Annotated in this window: 7 protein-coding genes and 3 pseudogenes; 2 read left to right on the top strand and 8 right to left on the bottom strand. The window is 68.6% G+C overall.

The features are described from left to right. Positions 1–456 precede the first annotated feature (456 nt). From AB0K36_RS21060 to AB0K36_RS21050, 3 genes are all read right to left on the bottom strand, one after another. Complete coding sequence (locus AB0K36_RS21060; protein ID WP_364596490.1) at positions 457–1,128, bottom strand: O-methyltransferase; 672 nt, start codon at positions 1,126–1,128, stop codon at positions 457–459. A 16-nt stretch (positions 1,129–1,144) separates the two neighbouring features. Further along, the gene (locus AB0K36_RS21055; protein WP_364596488.1) at positions 1,145–1,297 is read right to left on the bottom strand and encodes a hypothetical protein; all 153 of its coding nucleotides are present in this window, start codon (positions 1,295–1,297) and stop codon (positions 1,145–1,147) included. Positions 1,298–1,482: 185 nt separating this feature from the next. After that, positions 1,483–6,276: an FG-GAP-like repeat-containing protein gene (locus tag AB0K36_RS21050; protein WP_364596485.1), complete on the bottom strand. Its 4,794-nt coding sequence runs from the start codon at positions 6,274–6,276 to the stop codon at positions 1,483–1,485. Positions 6,277–6,857: 581 nt separating this feature from the next. On the opposite strand from AB0K36_RS21050, the gene AB0K36_RS21045 reads away from it, so the two are divergent. Both AB0K36_RS21045 and AB0K36_RS21040 read left to right on the top strand, forming a co-directional pair. Further along, entirely contained in the window at positions 6,858–13,910 is a 7,053-nt protein-coding gene (locus AB0K36_RS21045; protein ID WP_364596482.1) for a polymorphic toxin-type HINT domain-containing protein, read from the top strand. Positions 13,911–13,990: 80 nt separating this feature from the next. After that, entirely contained in the window at positions 13,991–14,407 is a 417-nt protein-coding gene (locus AB0K36_RS21040) for a hypothetical protein (RefSeq protein ID WP_364596479.1), read from the top strand. A 71-nt stretch (positions 14,408–14,478) separates the two neighbouring features. On the opposite strand, the pseudogene AB0K36_RS21035 reads toward AB0K36_RS21040, so the two are convergent. The 5 genes and pseudogenes from AB0K36_RS21035 to AB0K36_RS21010 all read right to left on the bottom strand — a co-directional run bounded on the left by AB0K36_RS21035 (position 14,479) and on the right by AB0K36_RS21010 (position 19,434). Then, positions 14,479–15,776, bottom strand: a pseudogene (locus AB0K36_RS21035) (tyrosine-type recombinase/integrase). Continuing rightward, the gene (locus AB0K36_RS21030) at positions 15,776–16,000 is read right to left on the bottom strand and encodes a helix-turn-helix domain-containing protein (protein WP_364596476.1); all 225 of its coding nucleotides are present in this window, start codon (positions 15,998–16,000) and stop codon (positions 15,776–15,778) included. Before AB0K36_RS21030 ends, AB0K36_RS21035 begins: the two are co-directional and overlap by 1 nt. A 74-nt stretch (positions 16,001–16,074) precedes the next feature. Continuing rightward, positions 16,075–17,093: pseudogene (locus AB0K36_RS21025) on the bottom strand (replication initiator); the annotation flags it as partial. Between the two features lie 11 nt (positions 17,094–17,104). Continuing rightward, positions 17,105–18,138, bottom strand: a pseudogene (locus AB0K36_RS21020) (site-specific integrase); the annotation flags it as partial. A gap of 180 nt (positions 18,139–18,318) precedes the next feature. Further along, the gene (locus AB0K36_RS21010) at positions 18,319–19,434 is read right to left on the bottom strand and encodes a DUF2330 domain-containing protein (RefSeq protein ID WP_364596470.1); all 1,116 of its coding nucleotides are present in this window, start codon (positions 19,432–19,434) and stop codon (positions 18,319–18,321) included. Positions 19,435–19,619: the final 185 nt, after the last annotated feature.

The following is a 19,619-nucleotide window of genomic DNA, read 5'->3' as shown; positions in this document are numbered from 1 at the left end:
CTCGCCGGCGTTTGAGGCGCGGGGGTCCGGTGGGGGTCCCCCCACGCCGCCAGGCGTAGGGGGAGGAGCCCCCGAAACACCGCGCGCAGCGCGGTACGGGGTCCGGGGCTTGCCCCGGTTTCGGGAAGGGGCGGGTAGGGGAACGGCCCCGCGCAGCGGTCAGGCCCCGCGCCACGCCCGCGCAGCGCGGTCACGCGCGCGGCAGCGGCGCAGCGCAGCGGTCACGCACCCCGCGCCGCGGCCTCCGCGCAGCGGTCAAGCCCCGCGCCACGCCCGCGCTGAGGGGTCACGTGCGACGCGGCAGCGACCTCCGCGCCGCGGACACGCACCCCGCGCTGCGCGGTCACGCGCCCGCAGCGGCGCAGCGCAGCGGTCACGCACCCCCGCCCCGCGGTCACGCGCGCGCAGCGGCCTCCGCGCAGCGGTCACGCCGCCCCCGCGCAGCGGCCCCCACCGTCACGCGACTACCCGCGCCACCAGCAGCCCGTCGTAGCCCTTCACCCCCACCGTCTGCAGCGCCGTCGCGTCCAGCCTCGGCTCGCGGGCGACCAGGTCGAACATCTCGCGGGTGCCGAGGATGGACGGGTCCTCGCTCGTCGTGTCGACGACGCCGCCACCGCGCACCACGTTGTCCACGATGATCAGGCTGCCCGGGTGGGTCAGGCGCAGTGCCCACTCCACGTAGCGGGCGTTGTTGCGCTTGTCCGCGTCGATGAAGACCAGGTCGAAGGGGCCCGCGCCCGGTTCCGCCGCGATGCGCGGCAGGGTGTCGAGGGCCGGGCCCGTGCGGACCTCGGCGATCTTCGCCAGGCCCGCGCGGGCGATGTTCGCGCGGGCCACCTCCGCGTGGGCCGGGTCGTACTCGAGCGAGATCAGCCTGCCGTCCTCCGGCAGCGCCCGCGCCAGCCAGATCGTGCTGTAGCCGCCCAGCGTGCCGATCTCCAGCACTGTGCGCGCGCCCTGCGTCACCGCCAGCAGATGGAGCAGTTTGCCCTGATTGGGGGCGACGTTGATCGCGGGGAGCCCCGCCGCCCCGCTCGCCGCGAGGGCTTCGGTGAGCGCCTCGTCCTCCGTCACGAGGAGATCGCTGATGTAGCCGTCCACGGCCTGCCATTGATCCTGAGTCATACGGTTCAACCTACTTTCACAAGGCCGCGCCCGGCGTCGGCGTGCGGCGGCTCGCCCGAACGCGCAGGAGCGACAGGGCCGCCACGGCGACGACGGCGGCCCCGCCGCCGACGGTCAGGAGCCATACCGGCACGCCGGCGACGGTCAGCAGGTCGTCGTCCCAGATCACCCGCCGAAAAGGTGTGTCGTGCCCGGTGGCCACCAGTTCGTGGTCGCCGTTGATCCGGGCGGGCTCGGGAAAGTGCTGGTCGAGTGCGGTGAGGAAGCGTTCCTTCCCGTCGGGGGTGAGACGGAGAAGAGGGCCGCACCCCTGGGTGGGGTGCGGCCCTCGCTACTTCGGAGGGTGTCGACGCGTCACCAGGTTCCGGCGCGCGCGTACCAGAAGGGAATGGGCGAGTCGACGGTTCCGGACTCGTTCCCGTGGAAGGTGAAGACCTTGGTCTCGCCGGTCCCGTAGTTGTACGAAACGGTGATGTCCGCTCGGCCGTCTCCGTTCACATCACCGGGGACGAGGTTGCCGGTGTTCGCCGCCACCCAGTGACCGGCGGGGCGGGACCACGGCGTGACGAAGCCGTCGAAGCCGCCGTCGGTGCGGGCGTGGAAGACCCTGAAGTCGGCCGCGCCGTCGGCGTGCCCGTAGGTCAGGGCGAGGTCGGCGCGGCCGTCTTTGTTCAGGTCCGCGGTGGTCAGCTTGACCCGCTCGCGCTCCCAGGTGCCCGCCGGAGCGTTCCACGACTGCTTCGGGGCGTCCACGGAGCCGTCCGCCTTCGCGGTGAAGGTGTAGAGCCCTGCCGCTCCGGTGGCGAAGCCGTAGAAGGCGACGATGTCGTCACGTCCGTCACCGTTCGTGTCCCCCATGGTGTAGCGGATGTTCTCCGACCACCAGTATCCGGCGGGCGACTCGTACGAGAGAACGGGGTTCTCGAACGTGCCGTCCGTCCGCGCGAGTGACCGGTAGACGCCTGTGACGCCGTTGCCCTTGTTGTAGACGAAGACGAGGTCGTCACGCCCGTCGCCGTTGACATCACCTGTCAGCAGAGTGCTAAGGGACCAGTTCCAGCCGGTGGGAAGGACGACGCTCTTCCGGCGCACCGGGGGACCGGCGGGCTGGGTGAGGAACGACCATGCCCCGACCTCTCCGGTTCCGTAGCCGTAGAAGCCCACGACATCGGAGCGCCCGTCCCCATCGAAGTCGCCCGAGCCCCACTTGGTGCGGGTGTAGTCGAAATCTCCCGGCTCGTCGCTCCAGTACTCCTGGGGCGGATTGTGCCCGCCCTCGACGCCGGCCTTGGCCACGTAGAGACCGGTGGTCGCCTTCTCGTAGTCGTAGGCGGTGAGGATGTCCGTCCGCCCGTCCGCGTCGTAGTCACCGCCGAGGTCGGTCCGGAGATGCATCGTCCGGTCTTCCCATGCGTGGCTCGCGACGTGGCCGCTCTCCCGGTTCCAGCGGACGTATCCGTTCTGGAAGTTCGAGCGCCTGCCGCCCAGCACCTGGTACTCGGGGGACTTCGGGAAGCCGAGGCTGCCTGTGTGACCACCGGCGCTCAGCCAGTGGCTGCGGATCGACCCGACGACCGGCCAGGCCCCCGTGACGTTGACGCTGTCCCAGTAGAACGAGATGTTGCTTCCGCTGCTGACCAGGTGACGGAAGTCCTGGTAGTGCCCGGCGTTGCCCGCGAGTGGGATCTCGTCGCCTGTGGGGTAGCCGAACTCCCTCACTCCGCCGAGGGCGACGTACTTGCGGTAGACGGCACCCCGGACGGCGAAGGGACCCAGACCCGGTTTGCCGTAGATGGCGCTGGGCTTGCCCGCCTTGCTGAAGGTGACGTAGTTGCCTCCGTCGACGTGCGTGGACAACGGATCCGATGTCGGATACCCGAGGTCACCGGTCTCGCGCCCCGAGCTGTTCCATTTGTGGAACAGGCTGTTGCTGACGGCCCAGGCGCCGGTGGTCCTGCTCCAGGAGATGGCGCGGTCGGTAGCGGTGGTGCCAGGCCGGGCGAAGTTGACGTACCGTCCGCCGTCACTGACGTGGGTGACGCCGGAGGTCGGCTTGCCGAAGGCGGCGGCTCCGCCGAGGGCTTCGTACTTGCCGAGGATGGGTCCGCAGACGGGGATGGGCGTGGTTTCGGTCGCCGGGGCGAAGGACTTGCATTCGGTCCAGTCGTAGCCGGTGGTGGCGATGTGGCGGGCGGCCTTGAAAGACTGGCCGTTGACGGGTGCCTGGCCGGGGTACTCGACGGTGCGGCCCGCGCCGTCGCGGGACCAGAGGTCGGCGAAGCCGTCCTTCTCGAAGTCGCCGATGGCGGACAGGTGGGGGACGTCTGCGGCCTTGAAGCCGGTGGCGATGGAGGTCTGGCGGACCGTGGGGTCGCCGTAGACGGTGAGGTCGGCGAGGACCTTGCCCTGTCCGGCCGTGGTCGCGCGCTTGCTCGTGTACTGGTGGATGGTGCCCTTGACCTTGTCGCGGGCCCAGATCTCCGGGAGGCCGTCCTTGTTGACGTCGCCCGGGGTCATGAGCGTCATGTCCTGCCAGTCGGCGTTGCCCAAAGCGATGGGTCGGCCGAAGTTGTCCAGGAGTCCGCCGGTGCGGGAGCCGAGGTAGAGCCAGAGGTTGGCGCCTTCCTTGACCAGCAGGTCGGGGAAGTCGTCCTCCGTGAGCTGGCCGTCCGGGCCGCCGGCGCGACTGTCATCGTCGCTGAAGCTCGGCACGGAGACGATCTCCGCGCCCTTGGCCCAGTGGTTGTCGCAGTCGGGGCTGCCGGGGCTGTAGCAGTTGTAGGCGATGATCTTCAGGTCCTGCCGGTCCCTGTCACCGGTGAGGAGCTTGCCGTCGCCTTCGCCCCGGTAGGCCCACAGCTCGTAAGTGCTGGGGTCGTCGGCCGCCGGCTGGAGGGAGATGACGTCCTCGTAGTGGTCGTCGTCGTCCCAGCTGCCGCCGACGGACACCGTGCCGGAGGCGAACGACTCATCCTTGGCCGCTTCACCGGCGCCGAATGTGCCGTCACCACGGCTCGGGTAGGACCACAACGTGCCCGAACCCGGGTCGATGGTGACCAGGTCGACCAGATCGTCGCCGTTCAGGTCACCCAGCTTGTCATGCTCGTCCGAACGCGACGGAATGAACAGATAAGCCTTGACTCCGGAGCGGTTGTTCGCCGCGTCCTCGCTGCGTACGTAGAGGTACTGGGGCCCGTTGCCCATCGGTCTGACGCCGACGCTGACGGAGCCACCTGTCGCGGCGGGCTTGACCGACTTCTCCCTGGTGTCGTAGTCGGTCCACCACACATACTCGGCGACGTCGTTGGTCTCGCCCAGTGCCGGGTTGGCCTCGAACTTGAACGTGCCCCTGGTCCGTGCGGGCTTCGCGCAAGGGGTGCCCGCGGGCAGCTCGGCCGTGCAGCCTTCGCCGACGCCCTCCGGCCACTCGGCCGAGCTGACCTTCGGCGCCTGCTGAGGACCGGTGGGGTCGTAGGTGAAGTAGCAGCGGCCCGCGCGCGGGCTGTTGCCGACGCCGTCCTTCACGACCGCCTCATACCAGTACTGCGCGGACGCCAGTGTGCTCTTGGGGATGCGCAGCTGTGCGGTCCCGCCGCTGCTGGCGTTCACGGTGGCCGTCTTGGTGGGCTGGCCGGACCGTCCGTACCTGAACTCGACGTCCAGGTCGGCGTCCTCGGCGTCGTCGAACTTCGACGCGCTCAGGGTGACGTGGTCGGTGGTGCCGATGACGCCGCCCGCGCATGGCACCGAAGGATCGATGGTGAGCTGCGGCTTGCTCGGGAGCGTGTTGTAGAGCGTCGACACGCGCGCGGAGTTCGGGTCGAACTTCCGCCACGAGACGTCGACCGTGTTCGACTTCGAGGTGAGGACGAAGGACCAACTGCCCCACTTGTCCTCGACGGCGTCCTTGATCGCGCTCGTGACCTTGAACTCCACGAGGCCGGCCGAGTCGGACGGGCAGTTGCGGCCGCCGTAGGACTCGCCGGAGGAGTCCACGAGGGCGCCCCACGCCGGCTGGTTGTTCCAGGTGATACTCCTGGGCAGAGCGCTGCCGATCGACTTGACCTGGACGTCACCCGATTTGCAGGACCAGGACCCGGCGTGCGTCTGCTTGATGCGCAGCCTCGAGTCGATGATGTCTTTTCCCGCGAGGTTCCCGACGGGGATGCGGAAGTAGGTGTTCGCGCGAACGGTGCCGCCGTTGCTGCCGTCGATGGAGACGCCTATGCGCGCCTCGTCCGAGAGGGTGCCGCCGTTGTAGTAGACGGTGTTCCCGGTGTCCGGGTAGGCAGAGTGTTTGTACGCCACCGACCAGGCGTTCTTCCAGGCGTCGGGTGCCCACTTGGGGTCGATCACGACGGGATAGACCGTCTCGGGATCGTCGAGCACCTCGACGTCCGGCGTGAGGGTGAGCTTGTCGTCCTCGAGCTCCACGCCGAGCTTGGCCCGGTTGCTGCCTTCAGCCGCACCTTCGAGGGTGTCGTGCAGCGAAGGCGTGGCGGACGATCTGGCGGCCTTGGGCGTCTTCGGGTCGATCGCGGTGGCGGTCTCCGAGCCGGCGGAGTCCCACATGTGCGGCTGCGGCGCCGCGAAGACCGCGTTCCGGGAGGGGGTCTTGGCCAGGATCTCGCCCGCCTCGCCCTGCGTTACCTGCAGGCCCTTCGTCTGCAAGCCGAACTCGATGGACCGGACGGCCGGGTTCTTGGCCGCCTTGGGCGTCTTGACGACGAGAGCGTGGGAGAAGGAGACGTCGTCGGCGGTAGCGGTGAGGTCGACGCCCGGCAGCACGTTGGCGTACGTGGCGGTCCGGCCATTCACGGTGGGCTCGGGCAGTTTGCCGTGCGGCCAGGTCAGCGTGACGGCCCGGCCCTCGCGGATCATGGTCGCGAAGACGTTGTCGCCGCCGCCGGAGAACGACGCGGCCATCGCCGACGCCTTGGGCGCCAGACGCCCGTCGGCACCCGCCGCCAGGTCCGGGTCGATGTCGACGAGCTTGCTGCCCTGCCGGACGCGGACCGGGAGGATCGAGCGGTCGACCCGGACGGTGCCATCCGGGTTGATGAACACCTCGTCGGTCTCCGTGCGCCGCGACACCAGCTCGACGGGCTTGCCCGTCCGCTCAGCCTCCTCGAGGGCCTCAGCGGTCACTGCGGCATCGCCCTCGGTCTGAGAGGAGACCACGTCTTCGGTCGGCCTCGACTCTGCTGCGACCCCCGGCTGCGCGATAGAGAGAAGACCGGCCGACATCGCCGTGACGATGACGGCCGATATTGCTCTTCGCGCACCCCCCCGAGAGTCGCTATGTCTCAATATGGACTTTCTCATGAAGTGAGATCCGCCTCAGTTCTTGTTGCTCTGTCCGGCCCCCGGAGCTGCCCGCCCAGCTCTTCCTGCTGCGGCGAAGGAAGGCCCCCTCGGTATGGCTCCCAGGATGTGAACGGAATCGTTCAACGTGTTTCTAGCAGCCGCTGCCGACACAAGGCACGTGCAGGCGACATGACTTGACGCACTGTCTCTTCCGGTGCAGGAAGCTTGTGTTGCTTTGCCCACCGAAGAGCCGATTCTTGAATGCCGCCGTCCGGACAGCTCTTGTTGTTCTTGACAGCCGTGCGTAAATAGCACTTGTTCGCGTGATCATTCGAATTCTTAGGGTGGGGGCTCACGTGCCGCTTCGGCATGCGCGAAGACTTTCTGGACATAGATCCCTGACGTGGCGTTCCGGACTATCCGTGCTCGCATTGGCGCTGCTGGCGTCAGGGGCGTCGCTGTCCCCGGTGCCCGCGCAGGCAGCGGAGGGGCAGGGACTGGCCGAGCTCCAGAAGGTCACGGACGTTCCCGCAGCGCGCACGACCGCGAAGGGGCCGGCAGCGCCGCCGGACCAGACCGAGAAGGCGGCGCTCAAGGCACCGCCGAACGTCCGCTGGCCCGTTCAGGGGACGGCCGAGGCGACGGTGCCGAAGGCGGCGGCTGGGCAGACCGCGCGCGCCGCAGCGGCGAAGCGAGACGCGGCCGCTGCCGTGGGCCCGTCAGCGCGCGTCGGTTCGCTGCCCGTGCGCCTGGCACTGGGCAACAAGGCCGTGGCCAAGGGAGCGGCCGCTCCTGCGGCCGACGCCCCGGCGCTGACAGCGAAGGTCTCCGTCCACGGCCAGGACAAGGCCCGCAAGGCCGGTGTCCAGGGCGTGCTGCTGTCCGTGCAGCGCACCGACGGGGGCAAGGGCACGAGCCCGCTCTCGGTCGAGCTGGACTACAGCGCCTTCGCGCACGCCTACGGCGGCGACTGGGGCTCGCGACTGCGCTTCAGCCGGCGCCCCGCGTGTGTGCTGACGACTCCGGAGAAGCCGGAGTGCCAGGGGTCCGTCCCGCTGCCCAGCGTCAACGACAGCGAGACCGGCACGCTGACCGGCACCTTTGCCGCAAGCGCGGACGACACGAGCGCCACCGGCCGGAGCGCGGAGGGCGCCCGCACGGCCGGCGCGGTCGTTCTGGCGGCGACGGCTTCGGCCTCAGGCTCCAAGGGCACGTACGCGGCGACGTCGCTGAGCCCGACGGGCTCGTGGTCGGCCGGCGGGTCGACGGGTGACTTCTCCTGGACGTACCCCATGGAGATCCCGGCATCCCTCGGTGGCCCCGGCCCGTCCCTGTCCATCGGCTACAACTCGGGCAGCATCGACGGGCGCACGGTCGCCACGTCGCAGCAGCCCTCGTGGGTGGGCGACGGCTGGGACACCGGCTCCAGCTTCATCGAGCGCACGTACGTGTCGTGCGCGGAGGACCGCAAGGCGGGCAGTGGGTTCAACAACCCCACCACCCACCCCACCGGTGACCTCTGTCATGGCCCTCCCATGGTCACGCTCTCCCTCAACGGCTCCTCCACCTCCCTCGTCCTGAACGACGCGGACAAGAAGTGGTACCCGGCCAACCAGGACGGCTCGAAGGTCGAACTCCTCACCGGCGCCGAGAACGGCGACAAGGAGAAGGAGTACTGGGTCGTCACCAACTCCGAGGGTGTGAAATACCACTTCGGCCTCAACCGCCTGCCCGGCTGGACCAGCGGCAAGGCCGAGACCAACTCGGCGCTCAACGTGCCGGTCTACGGCAATCACGAGGGCGAGCCCTGCTCCAGCACCTCCTACGCGGCGTCGGTCTGTGACCAGACCTACCGCTGGAACCTCGACTACGTCGTCGACCCTCGCGGCAACGCCCTGACGTACTGGTACGCCAAGGAGCGCAACTTCTACGGCTCCAACGTCACCACCACGGGCACGTCTACGGCCCGCGGCTACGACCGCGCCGGCTACCTCAAGCGGGTCGCCTACGGACTGCGCTCGGACGACCTGTTCGCCGCCGCCCCGGCCGAGGTCGTGTACAAGGTCGATGAACGCTGCATCGTCACGTCGTCCTTCGACTGCGCCGAGTCCAAGCTGACCTCCACCGCCACCTACGAGGTCGCCAGGAACTGGCCCGACGTCCCGGCCGACCAGCTCTGCGCCTCCGGCGAGACTTGCACCGACCGCTACTCGCCCACCTTCTTCACCCGCAAGCTCCTCAAGAGCATCACTACCCGGGTACTGAAGGACGGCGTCCCGACGGCGGTCGACACCTGGACGATGGCCCACTCCTTCCAGTCCACGGGTGACGGCGCCGTCAACGGCGAGTACCCCCTGTGGCTGAAGAGCATCCAGCGCACCGACGAGAACGGCGCGTCCCTGGGCCTGCCCGCGGTGACGTTCATCGGCGTGCAAAAGGCCAACCGGGTCGACAACGACACCGACGGCAACCCGCCCTACCTGCGCTGGCGCATCACCCAGATCAACACCGAGACCGGCGCCCGCACGGTGGTCGTGTACGCGCCCACCGAGTGCTCGAGTACGCCGGGCGCCGTCAAGCTGCCGGCCTCGCCGGACAGCAACACGCTGCGCTGCTTCCCCGTCGTGGTGGAGACCAACGACCCCACCGACCCCACGGGGATGAAGAAGAAGTACTCCACGGACTGGTTCCACAAGCACCGTGTCGATCAGGTCCGCGAGGAGGACAGGAACGGCACCTCGCCGACCCGCGAGGTCAACTACACGTACCTGGGTACCCCGGCCTGGGCCTACGACGACGCCAGCGAGCTGACCAACAAGTCGGCCCGCACCTGGTCCGTCTACCGCGGCTACGGCGAGGTCCGCACGGTCCAGGGTGTCGCGCCGGACGTCCCTACTCGCACCGAGACGCTGTACTACCGGGGCCTCGACGGTGATCTGCAGGCGGACGGCACGCGCCGCTCGGTCTCCATCACGGCATCCGACGGGAGTTCCGTCAAGGACCACCGGATGCTCGTCGGCCAGGTCAGGGAGAGGCGTTACTACGAGGGTGTCGGCGGCGGCCTGCACTCCGCGACCATCACCACCCCGTACCTGCAGGGACCCGTGGCCAAGCGCGACCGCTCCGCGACCGGCGCGTCCGATCTCGAAGCCTGGTTCCAGGGCATGAAGTCGACGTCGTCCCGCACGATCCTCTCCGGCAACCGGGGCGAGCGGAAGACGGCCGTCGAGCACGGCTACGACGACAGCGGCCGACTGGAATGGACGTGGTCGAAGGGCGACACCTCCGACGCGAACGACGACACCTGCACCCGCTTCGAGTACCTGAATGACAGCGAGAAGTGGTTCAAGTCCCAGCAGACCCGCGTGCACACTGTCACGGCGGCGTGCAACGCCTTGATCGTCTTCGGCCCCGGCAACGTCGTCTCCGACGTCAAGGTCGAGTACGACGCCGTCGGCAACGTGGTGAAGACGCAGTCGCTGTCCGGGTTCACCGACAACAACAGCCCGCAGTACACCGCCCAGGGCACGGCGACCTTCGACGTCTATGGCCGCATCACCTCCGCGACCGACGTCTACGGCAAGACCACCACGACCGCCTACACCCCGGCCTCCGGCTCCGTCGTGACCAAGACGGTAACGAAGAACACCCTCGGGCACACCGCGACGACCGAGGTCGACCCCGGACGCGGACTGCCCCTGGCTCAAACCGATGCCAACGGGCGCAAGACGGTCATGGAGTACGACGCGCTCGGCCGGATGAAGAAGGTCTGGTCCCCGGACCGCGACTCGCTCACCACCACTCCGGACGCCGAGTTCGAGTACACGGTCGGCCGGGACGCCCCTGTGGTCATCACCAACAAGCGTCTGCTGGAGGACGGCACCTACCGCATCTCCTACGACTTCTACGACGGCGCCCTGCGCCTTCGCCAGACCCAGAACCCGGCCATGAACGGTGGCCGGGTCATCACCGACACCGTCTACGACAGCCTCGGCCGGGTCTGGAAGGAGAACGCCGGCTACTACAACAGCGCCAGCGGCCCGGTCGCCACGATGTTCTCGCCGACCGAAAACTCCGTCCCGTCCTCGACCGTGACCACGTACGACGGTGTCGGCCGGCCGACCGCCAGCATCGCCCGCAGCAAGGGCGTCGAGACCTGGCGCACCACCACCACCTACGGCGGTGACTGGACCGCCGTCGACCCGCCGGCCGGCGACACGCCGACCATGGCCATATTGGACGCCCAGGGCCGCAAGACGGAGCTGCGCCAGTTCAAGGGCTCCGGCCCGACGGGCGACTACGACAAGATCACCTACAGCTACACCCGAAAGGGGCAGCTGGACAAGGTCACCGACCAGATCGGCAACGTCTGGTCCCAGACCTACGACATCCGCGGCCGCGTGAAGACGGTGGTGGACCCCGACAAGGGCACGTCCGACATCACCTACGACCAGGGCGACCGCGTCCTCTCGATCACCGACGGCCGCAGCCCGCGCCGCACGATCGCCATGGCATACGACGCGCTCGGCCGTGTCACCGCCACCCACGACGGCTCGCTCTCGGGCACGAAGCTGACGTCGCAGACCTACGACACCGTCCCCGGCGGCTTGGGGTTGCCGGCTTCCTCGACCCGGTACGTGAACGGCAACGCCTACACCCAGGCGATCACTGCATACGACACCGAGTACCGCCCGAAGTCGACGTCGGTGACGATCCCGGCCAGCGAGGGCAAGCTCGCCGGCACCTACGCCTATTCCAGCACGTACACCCCGCGCACCGGTCTCCCGCAGACCACGACGCACCCCGCGATCGGCGGCCTGCCCTCCGAGCGTGTGTCCATCGGCTACAACGGCCTCGACAGCGTCAACTCCATGGCGGTCGCGGGCCTCACCTTCGTTGCCGCCACCGAGTACACCTCGCTCGGTGACGTCGTCCGCACCAAGGTCGACTCCGCGGGCAGAGCGGTGATCACCAGCAACGTGTTCGACGAGCAGACGCGCCGGGTCACCCGTACGACGAACCATCAGGAAGTCGGCACGGCAGACACGATCACGCTCAATGACGTGGTCACCGACTACGACGCCGCCGGCAACGTCACCCGCATCACCGACAAGACCGGCGACAACCCGACGGCGGCCACCACCGACGTCCAGTGCTTCGCCTACGACCACCTGCGCCGGATGACCGACGCGTGGACGGCGAGCGACGCTTGTGCCCAGAAGCCGGAAGCCTCCGGTCCGGGCTCGGCGCCGAAGGTCGGCGGCCCGGACGCGTACTGGCACTCCTACAGCTTCGACGCCGCGGGCAACCGTCTCAGCGAGACCAAGCACGACCCGCTCGGTGACACGGCGAAGGACGTCAATCGCACCTACACCTACGCCACCGGTCTCCCGACGAAAAGCCGTCTGACCAAGGTCACCACCACCGGCCCCCAGGGCCAACGTGAGGACCTCTTCGGCTACGACGACGCGGGCAACACCACCACCCGCACCATCCAGGGCAACAGCCAGTCCCTCCAGTGGGACCTGGAAGGCCACCTCGAGAAGGTGACCGCCGGCACGAACGAGTCCTCCTACGTCTACGACGCGGGCGGCAACCGCCTCATCGAGCGCGAGGCCACCGGCACCACGCTCTACCTGCCCGGTACCGAGCTCAAGCTTGACGCCGCCGGCAACATCGCCAAGACCACCCGGTACTACGCCCACCCCGCGGGCCCGGTCATGGTCAAGGTCGCCGAGGGCGGCGCGATCAAGAAGTCGTATCTCCTCAGCGACCGCAACGGCACCTCCACCACCGCGGTCGACGCCGCCACCAAGACGGTCACTCGTCGCAAGTACACCCCCTTCGGCGAGGAACGCGGCACGGTCCCGTCCATGTGGCCGGACGACAAGGGCTATCTGGGGGGCTCCAACGACGCCACCGGTCTCACCCACCTCAACGCCCGCGAATACGACCCTGCCCTGGGCCGGTTCGTCTCCGTCGACCCGCAAATGGACATCGCCGAGTCCCAGACGATGAACCCGTACGCGTACGGGAACAACAGTCCGATCACATTCTCCGACCCCTCCGGCCGGGCGATGTGCGCCGACGAGCAGTGCTCCCAGAGGGTCCAGACCGAAGGCAGGACCTTCGACGAGATCGTGGAGGATGCCGGCGGACAGGCTGGCACAGTTCCGCCGCCGCCGGAGAAGCCGACGACGACCGTCAGCGAGGACGACGTCAAGAAGGCGAACTCCATCCGCCAGAAGTCCCGGGCGGATGTCATCCTCGAGATCGCCATCGAGGTCGCCAAGGGAATCAGCGGATTCGACGACATCAAGGCATGCCTCGGCGGTGACGTCTGGGCCTGCGGCGCCCTCGCCCTTGACGCAGCCATGCCCTTCGCAGCCAAGGCCAAACGCACCCTCAAGGCGCTCAAGACCGCCTGGAAGATGTGGAACCGCTGGGAGGACGAGGTCCGCTGGGCCACCCGCACCCTCCGTCGGGCGGACGACGAAGCCGCGGCCATGGCGAAGTACGCCGAGGACTACGCCGCCTGGGAGAAGAAGGCCGACGCAGCAAAGGCCGCAGCGAAGAAGGCCGACGAAGTAGCGGCCGACGCCGCGAAGAAATCCGACGGCGGAGGCGGTTCCTGCCCCATCAGGAACAGCTTCACCCCCGAGACGGAAGTCCTCCTCGCCGACGGCACCACCAAGCCGATCAAGGATCTCAAGCCCGGCGACAAGGTCATGGCGACCGACGAGAAGACCGGTGAGACCACCGGCAAGAACGTCGCCGCCACGATCGTCGGTGACGGCGAGAAGCACCTCGTCCGCATCACCGTCGACACCGACGGCGACAAGGGAGCGGCCACCGCTCCCATCACCGCCACCGACGGCCACCCCTTCTGGGTCCCGGCCCTCGGCGAGTGGATCGACGCCAAGGACCTCAAGCCCGGCCAGTGGCTCCGCACCAGCAGCGGCACCCACGTCCAGGTCACCGCGGTCCAGGCTTGGACCCAGACCGCCAGCGTCCGCAACCTCACCGTCGCCGACTTCCACACGTACTATGTGCTGGCCGGGGACACGTCGGTCCTGGTACACAACTGCGGTACCCAGATTGACTACAACAGCGATGAACTGAGCAATGCGGCTTTTCAGGCTCGCGTTAAGTCGGGTATCGGCGACGGTCGAAACGTTGCGGTTGCGCAGGTTGAAGGACTCGATAAGCCTGTAATCGGATTCAGTAAGGGCGGCGGCTATCATTCAGAGAATCATATTCTCGACCAATTGGCCGCTCAGGGCATTGATCCCAGCAGAGTCACGGCTCTCTATAGTGAGCGACAGCCCTGCCCCGTGTGTGCGCCACTATTGGGTGGCGCACTGAATCCGGGAACGCCAATTAGCTGGTCCGTCCCTTGGGGTGCTGATGCTGTAGTGAACTCGGCATCCAATGACTTGCTCAAACTTATGATCAGAGCAGCCAAGGGTAGATAGCTGGGTCGGATCGGATACCAGGCGGGGGCGGGGCGTGTGACGCCCCCCCCGTCAGGTCGTTGAGCAGGCAGCATGCCTTGATGAAGGGATTGGAAGTGACTGAATTTGAACGCGTGGAGGGTGGCGATGAGGCCGCGTTGGAGGGGCTGGCTAGTCAAGTCGCCGAAGAGCTAGAGCTTGCAGGGCTGACTGTAATCCGAGAAGGAGATGTCGACGCCGGAGCCGAGATCGAGATCGACAAGGGGGCAGATGAGGCTGGCGGAGTTTATGTGACATGGTCTCCGAACTCACGCCTGTCTCTGGCGGCCGCCGTTGCTGTGCGGCAGGGGCGATTCGATGAGCCAGCCATCCAGCATTCTGGAATGGTGAAGCGGATCATGTGTGAAGCGATCTTCGAGCTATTGCGGTCAGCTCGCTTCGGCGTGGAGAAGTCAGGCGACGACATGCGCCCTTTGTCAATTCGAGTGACCTCATCCTCCGTGGGTTCGGCCCCGTAATACCTCAGGGGCCTATCGGATGCTCTCCGATGGGCCCCTGAGGCGTTTGACGGCAGTAGCCGACGGCAACGTCAGTGGACGAGGACTGCGCAGGGTGGCGGCTCGTCGTCGTGTGCCGTCTCTGTGGTCTCCAGAGTGCCGAGGGCGGTGCTGAGGGTGTTGATGGCGTCTCGCTGGAGACGGATTCGGACATGAGCGTAGACGGTGGCGGTGACGCCGATGTGGGCGTGGCCGAGCAGTTCCTTTACCACGACGAGTTCGACGCCCTGTTCGAGGAGCAGGGTGGCGGTGGAGTGTCGGAGGTCGTGGAAGCGGATGCGGCGGAGGCCGGCATTGCGGAGGGGCGTGGCGAAGGTGCGGGTGAGGTTGGTCGGGTCGATCGATCTGCCCTGCGCAGTGGTGAAGACGTGTCCGTTGGGCTGCCACGCGGTGCCTGCTGCCTCGCGCTCGCGCTGCTGCTGTTCGTGGTGGAGCTTCAGCGACTGGACGCAGCGGGTGGGGAGGGCGATGCGGCGTTCGGAGGCCCGTGTCTTGGTGGGCAGCGTGGTGAGCCCGCCTGCGGCGGTCCGCTGGAGGGTGCGGCGGATGGCGGCGGTGCCCTGGTCGAGGTCGAGATCTTCCCAGCGCAGGCCGAGGAGTTCGCCCTTGCGCAGTCCGGTGTGGAGGGCGAGTTCGAACAGCGCGTGCAGCCGGTGACCTCCTGCGGCTGTGAGGACCTGGCGGGCCTCGTCGGCGGTGAGGGGTTCGAACCGTCGGGGCCGGGGTGTGCCGGTGCGGACGTGCGGGCGACGTTGCGCGGGATCTCCTCCTTGCGGACGGCGTGTTCCAGGGCGGACTTGAGCTCAGAGTGGATGTAGGTGAGTGTCAGTGGGGAGAGCAGCTTGCGGCAACACTGCCCGACGGCACAGCAACGGGGCTCACGGGCCGTATCGATACCACGCTCGCAGCACTGGCAGGTGGTGCGGAGCTGGTTGAGCCAGGTGCGGACGTCCTTGGCGGTGAGCTTGGTGAGCTTCTTCTTGCCCAGGCCGGGGACGAGGTACCGGTGGACGCAGGCGGTGTAGCGGGTGTGGGTGTTCTCGCGGAGCTGATGGACGGCGACGTTCTCCAGCCAGTACGTCAGGTACGCGGCCACGCTGCCCTGCGCGGAGGGCACGGGGAGGCCGCGGTTGCTTGCGGCGATCTTCTCGGTGAGCTTGGCCAGGGCCTCCTTGCGGGTGGTGCCGTAGACGCGGACGCGGCGACGGGTGTTGCCGGGGGCGAGGACATATCCGGCAGCCTCCCAGCGGTTGTCCTTGCGCTGGTAGACGGTTCCGTCGCCGTTGGCGCGCACGCGGCGGGAGGCGGGGTTGTCGCGGGGCGTGGTCATCAGGCGGCTTCCTGGTCGAGGCGGGTGCGGATGAAGTCGTTGAGCGCGTGGGTGGGGATGCGGCGGGCGCGGCCGAGGGTGATCGAGGCGAGCTGTCGGGCGCGGAGCAGGTCGTAGACGGCGGAGCGGCCGAGTTGGAGGCGGGCCATGACCTGGGGCACGGTCAGCAGCTCTTCCGGCGTACTCAGTCCCCGCCGGGTGGGGGCGGGTTCCTGCGTGTTCATCCGCAGCCCCCTTCGGCGATGAACCGGCGTTCCAGTTCCCTGCGGTGCCAGACGGCGGCTGCGAGCAGCGAAGCGCCGGTGCCGTCGCACGTGATGCAGGGGAGCGGGGTGTCGTGGGGCAGGAGGGTGGCGCCGCGTCCTTGGCGGGGGCGGCAGAACAGGGCGCGGTCGAGGGTGCCGGAGGCGTCGGCGAACTTGGTGGCGTACTTGGCCACGTAGGTGGCCACGGCCTGATCGGTGAATTCGGCGTCAGCTCCGAAGGCGGCGATCTCACGTACGTCGAGCTGTTCACCCCAGGTGAGTTCGCGTTCCCCGACCGCGTCCGACTCGACCGTCACGCGGACCCGTTCGGCGGCAGTGCGTACGGCGTCGGCGAGCACGGCGACGGTGGCGTACGGCGGCGGGGGCTGGCTGGTGCCGTCCGGGCCGTCGAGGCGGATGACGGCGTGGAAGTGGACCAGGCCGCGCTGCTGGTACTCGCGACCTTGGCGAAGGAGACCCGCAGGACCGCGTGGGCGGCTTTCTGGGTGAGGCCGAGTCGGGCGGCGATCTCGCGGCGCAGGTAGGTGGTGAAGCGGGCCCACAAGGCGGAGGCGTGGGCGTTGAACAGGACAGCGCCCGCGTAGTCGTACGTCGCGGGGTTCAGCGGCGTGCCGATCAGGGCGTCCGTGGGTTCGTGGAGCTTGCGGCAGCGGCAGGTCCTGATGTTGCCGCCGGGAGTGGTGGGGAGGTTGTGGACGGGGCCAATAGATGGCGGGGTGAGGGTGACGAAGACCCGGGGGTGGGTGCGGACGCTGTCGGGCACGGTCTTGCCGCCGGAGAGGTCGGCGCGGATGAGGTGGTAGGTGTCGGCGGCGTAGAGGCGGGAGCAGGCCGGGCAGCGTGAGGCGCGGCGGTTGCCGCACGCGGTGAGCAGGCTGCCGGTGGGCTCGTCGGAGGCGGTGTAGGAGCGCAGCACCTCACCGGTTGTGGTGTCGACGGTCGTGCTCTGGCCGGTGAGGCGGACGGGTTCGGTGCAGCCGCCGAGGTGTTCGATCTGCTGCTGTGCGCGGTCGAAGTCGGGGTGGTTGACGAGGTGGAGCAGGTCCCGCACGGCGGGGCTTCGCCCTGTCCCAGGAGCAGGGTGGCGGTCGAGTGGCGGAGGTCATGGAAGCGGATGCGTTGGAGTCCGGCCCGGTTGAGGAAGCTGCGGAAGCGGCGCTGAGGTTGGCCGGGTCGAGAGGGCGGCCAGTCGGCGTGGCGCAGACGAGTCCGCTGTCTCTCCAGGCTGACCCTGCCATCTCTCGCCGTGTCCTGCCGTTCCCTGTGCTCCTTATTGAGAGTGGAGGCTTCGGTCGGGAGGGCGACACGGCGTTCGGACGCCCGGGTCTTGGTGGGCAGGTGGGTGAGGCCGCCGGTACGGGTGCGCTGTAGTGAGCTGCGGACGGTGGCGGTGCCCGCGTCGAGGGTCGAGGTCTTCCCAGTGGAGGCCGAGGAGTTCGCGTTTGCGGAGTCCGGTGCGCAGGGCGAGTTCGCACAGCGCGTGGAGCCGGTCGGCGCGGGCCGCGTCGAGGAACTGGCGGGCCTCTGCCCCAGTGAGGGGTCGGAAGTGCCGGGGCCGGGATGCGGTGGTCTTGACGCTGCGGGCGACGTTGCGGGGCAGTTCGTCTTCGCGGACGGCGTGTTCCAGTGCCGACTTGAGGACCGAGTGCACGTAGGTCACGGTCGAGGGGGACAGCCACTTCTGGCGGCACTCGCCGATGGCGCAGCACGCCTTCCGTTCGGTGTCGAGTCCCTGGGTGCAGCACTGGCAGGTTTTGCGGAGCCGGTCTAGGAAGGTGCGGACGTCCTTGGCGGTCAGCCTTGCGACCTTCTTGGTTTCGAGGCCGGGGATGAGGTGGAGGCGGAGGCAGGCGGCGTATCGGGTGTGGGTGCGACGCTGCGCAGCCAATAGGTGAGGTAGTCGCCGACGGCACTGTCGGCGATCTTCTCGGCGAGTTTGTCGGCGGCTTCTCACCGCGTGCTGCCGTAGACGCGGACGTGTTTGCGGTGCCGTCGGCGGCGAGGACGTAGCCGGCGGCTTCCCAGAGGTCGTCCTTACGCTGGTAGACGGTGCCCTCGCCGTTGGCGCGGGCCTTCTTGCGCTTGGGAGCGGTCATCGGGTGGCCTCTGACGCTGGACGTAGTCAGTGAGGGCATGGGCGGGGATGCGACGGGCGCGACCGATGGTCAGCGATGCCAGGCGGCGGGTGCGCAAGAGGTCGTAGAGGGCAGCGGCCGATCTTGAGGCGGGGACGGTGGGGAGTTCGTCGTCATGCACCCGCTCGGTTCAACCTACTTTCACAAGGCCGCGCCCGGCGTCGGCGTGCGGCGGCTCGCCCGAACGCGCAGCAGCGACAGGGCCGCCACGGCGACGACGGCGGCCCCGCCGCCGACGGTCAGGAGCCATACCGGCACGCCGGCGACGGTCAGCAGGTCGTCGTCCCAGATCACCCGCCGAAAAGGTGTGTCGTGCCCGGTGGCCACCAGTTCGTGGTCGCCGTTGATCCGGGCGGGCTCGGGAAAGTGCTGGTCGAGTGCGGTGAGGAAGCGTTCCTTCCCGCCGGTGAGGCGGCCCACCGCGCCGCGCGCTTCGACCTTTCCCGCGTACGTCACCTCGGGGTCGGAGCCGCCGATGGTGTCGCGCGGTTCCATGCGGTGCGGCGCGAGGACGAACAGGCCGAGCGACTGGGCCGTCGTCGCGCGCCGCGACAGCCGCATCGGGTAGACGAGCTTCTCGCTGGCGAAGCTCAGCCGCAGCGGGTCGAGCGTGCCGTCGAGCGCCGTGCCCTTGGTGCTCGACGCCAGCCGTACGGCCACGTACTCCCAGCCCGCGTCGACATACGGTTCGAGGTCCTTGTCGAGGCCCTGGGGCAGTTCGAAGCCGTTGTCGGCGAGCCAGTCGCCGAGCGCGTCCGGGTCGGTCGCCGTCAGCCGGGCCACGTCGAAGTCGCCGAGACGTTCCCGGCCGACGACGCCGACTCCGGGGGCGGCGGCGCCCGGCTGCGGTGCGCCCGCGCCCGCGCCGTCCGTGTCGTCGAAGGGCCAGTCGCCGCTCCGTGGCCAGAAGTAGTGGCGCGTACGGTGCACGGGCGCGGCGATCTCGACCAGTTCGTCGAAGAGGGCGCTGTCCGCGAGTTCGACGTCGGCCCGGCTCGGTACGGGCATGATCCACGCCGCTTCCGGCGCGTCCGAGTCGACCGTGAAGCGCATGACGATCTGCTCCGTACGGCCGTCCCAGTCGATCACCGACGACTCGCGGGCGACGGAGAACTCCGCGTTCCGGTCCACCACCATCGCGCCGCAGCCACAGGCGTAGGCCGGGCTGATCAGCGATCCGAGTTGCAGTGCGAGTACCGCCAGCAGCACCGTGACCAGGCGCGCGCGTACCCCGAATTCTTGTATGTTCCCCCGCATACCGTCTGTGACGGCACCATGAACATCATCGGTTCCGGCCTGGACGACTCTGTTCCGCAACGTTCCGGCAGCGTTCCGGTGCCGGTCCGCCGGCCGGCGTTCCGGCAGCGGCCGGGAGGCGGCCGGGAGGCGGTCGTCAGGCGGTCGGCGGCCGAGAATGATTCGGCCATAACGGGGTGACAGTC

Source organism: Streptomyces kurssanovii (assembly GCF_040677245.1).
Classification (GTDB): domain Bacteria; phylum Actinomycetota; class Actinomycetes; order Streptomycetales; family Streptomycetaceae; genus Streptomyces; species Streptomyces kurssanovii.
Note: the sequence above shows the minus strand (reverse complement) of the source record. Positions and strands in the feature narration are given on the sequence as shown.

Coding starts and splice junctions, on each gene's coding strand:
- AB0K36_RS21040 (WP_364596479.1), top strand. CDS start 13,991: ATGAAGGGATTGGAAGTGACTGAATTTGAACGCGTGGAGGGTGGCGAT.
- AB0K36_RS21010 (WP_364596470.1), bottom strand. CDS start 19,434: ATGCGGGGGAACATACAAGAATTCGGGGTACGCGCGCGCCTGGTCACG.
- AB0K36_RS21060 (WP_364596490.1), bottom strand. CDS start 1,128: ATGACTCAGGATCAATGGCAGGCCGTGGACGGCTACATCAGCGATCTC.
- AB0K36_RS21030 (WP_364596476.1), bottom strand. CDS start 16,000: ATGAACACGCAGGAACCCGCCCCCACCCGGCGGGGACTGAGTACGCCG.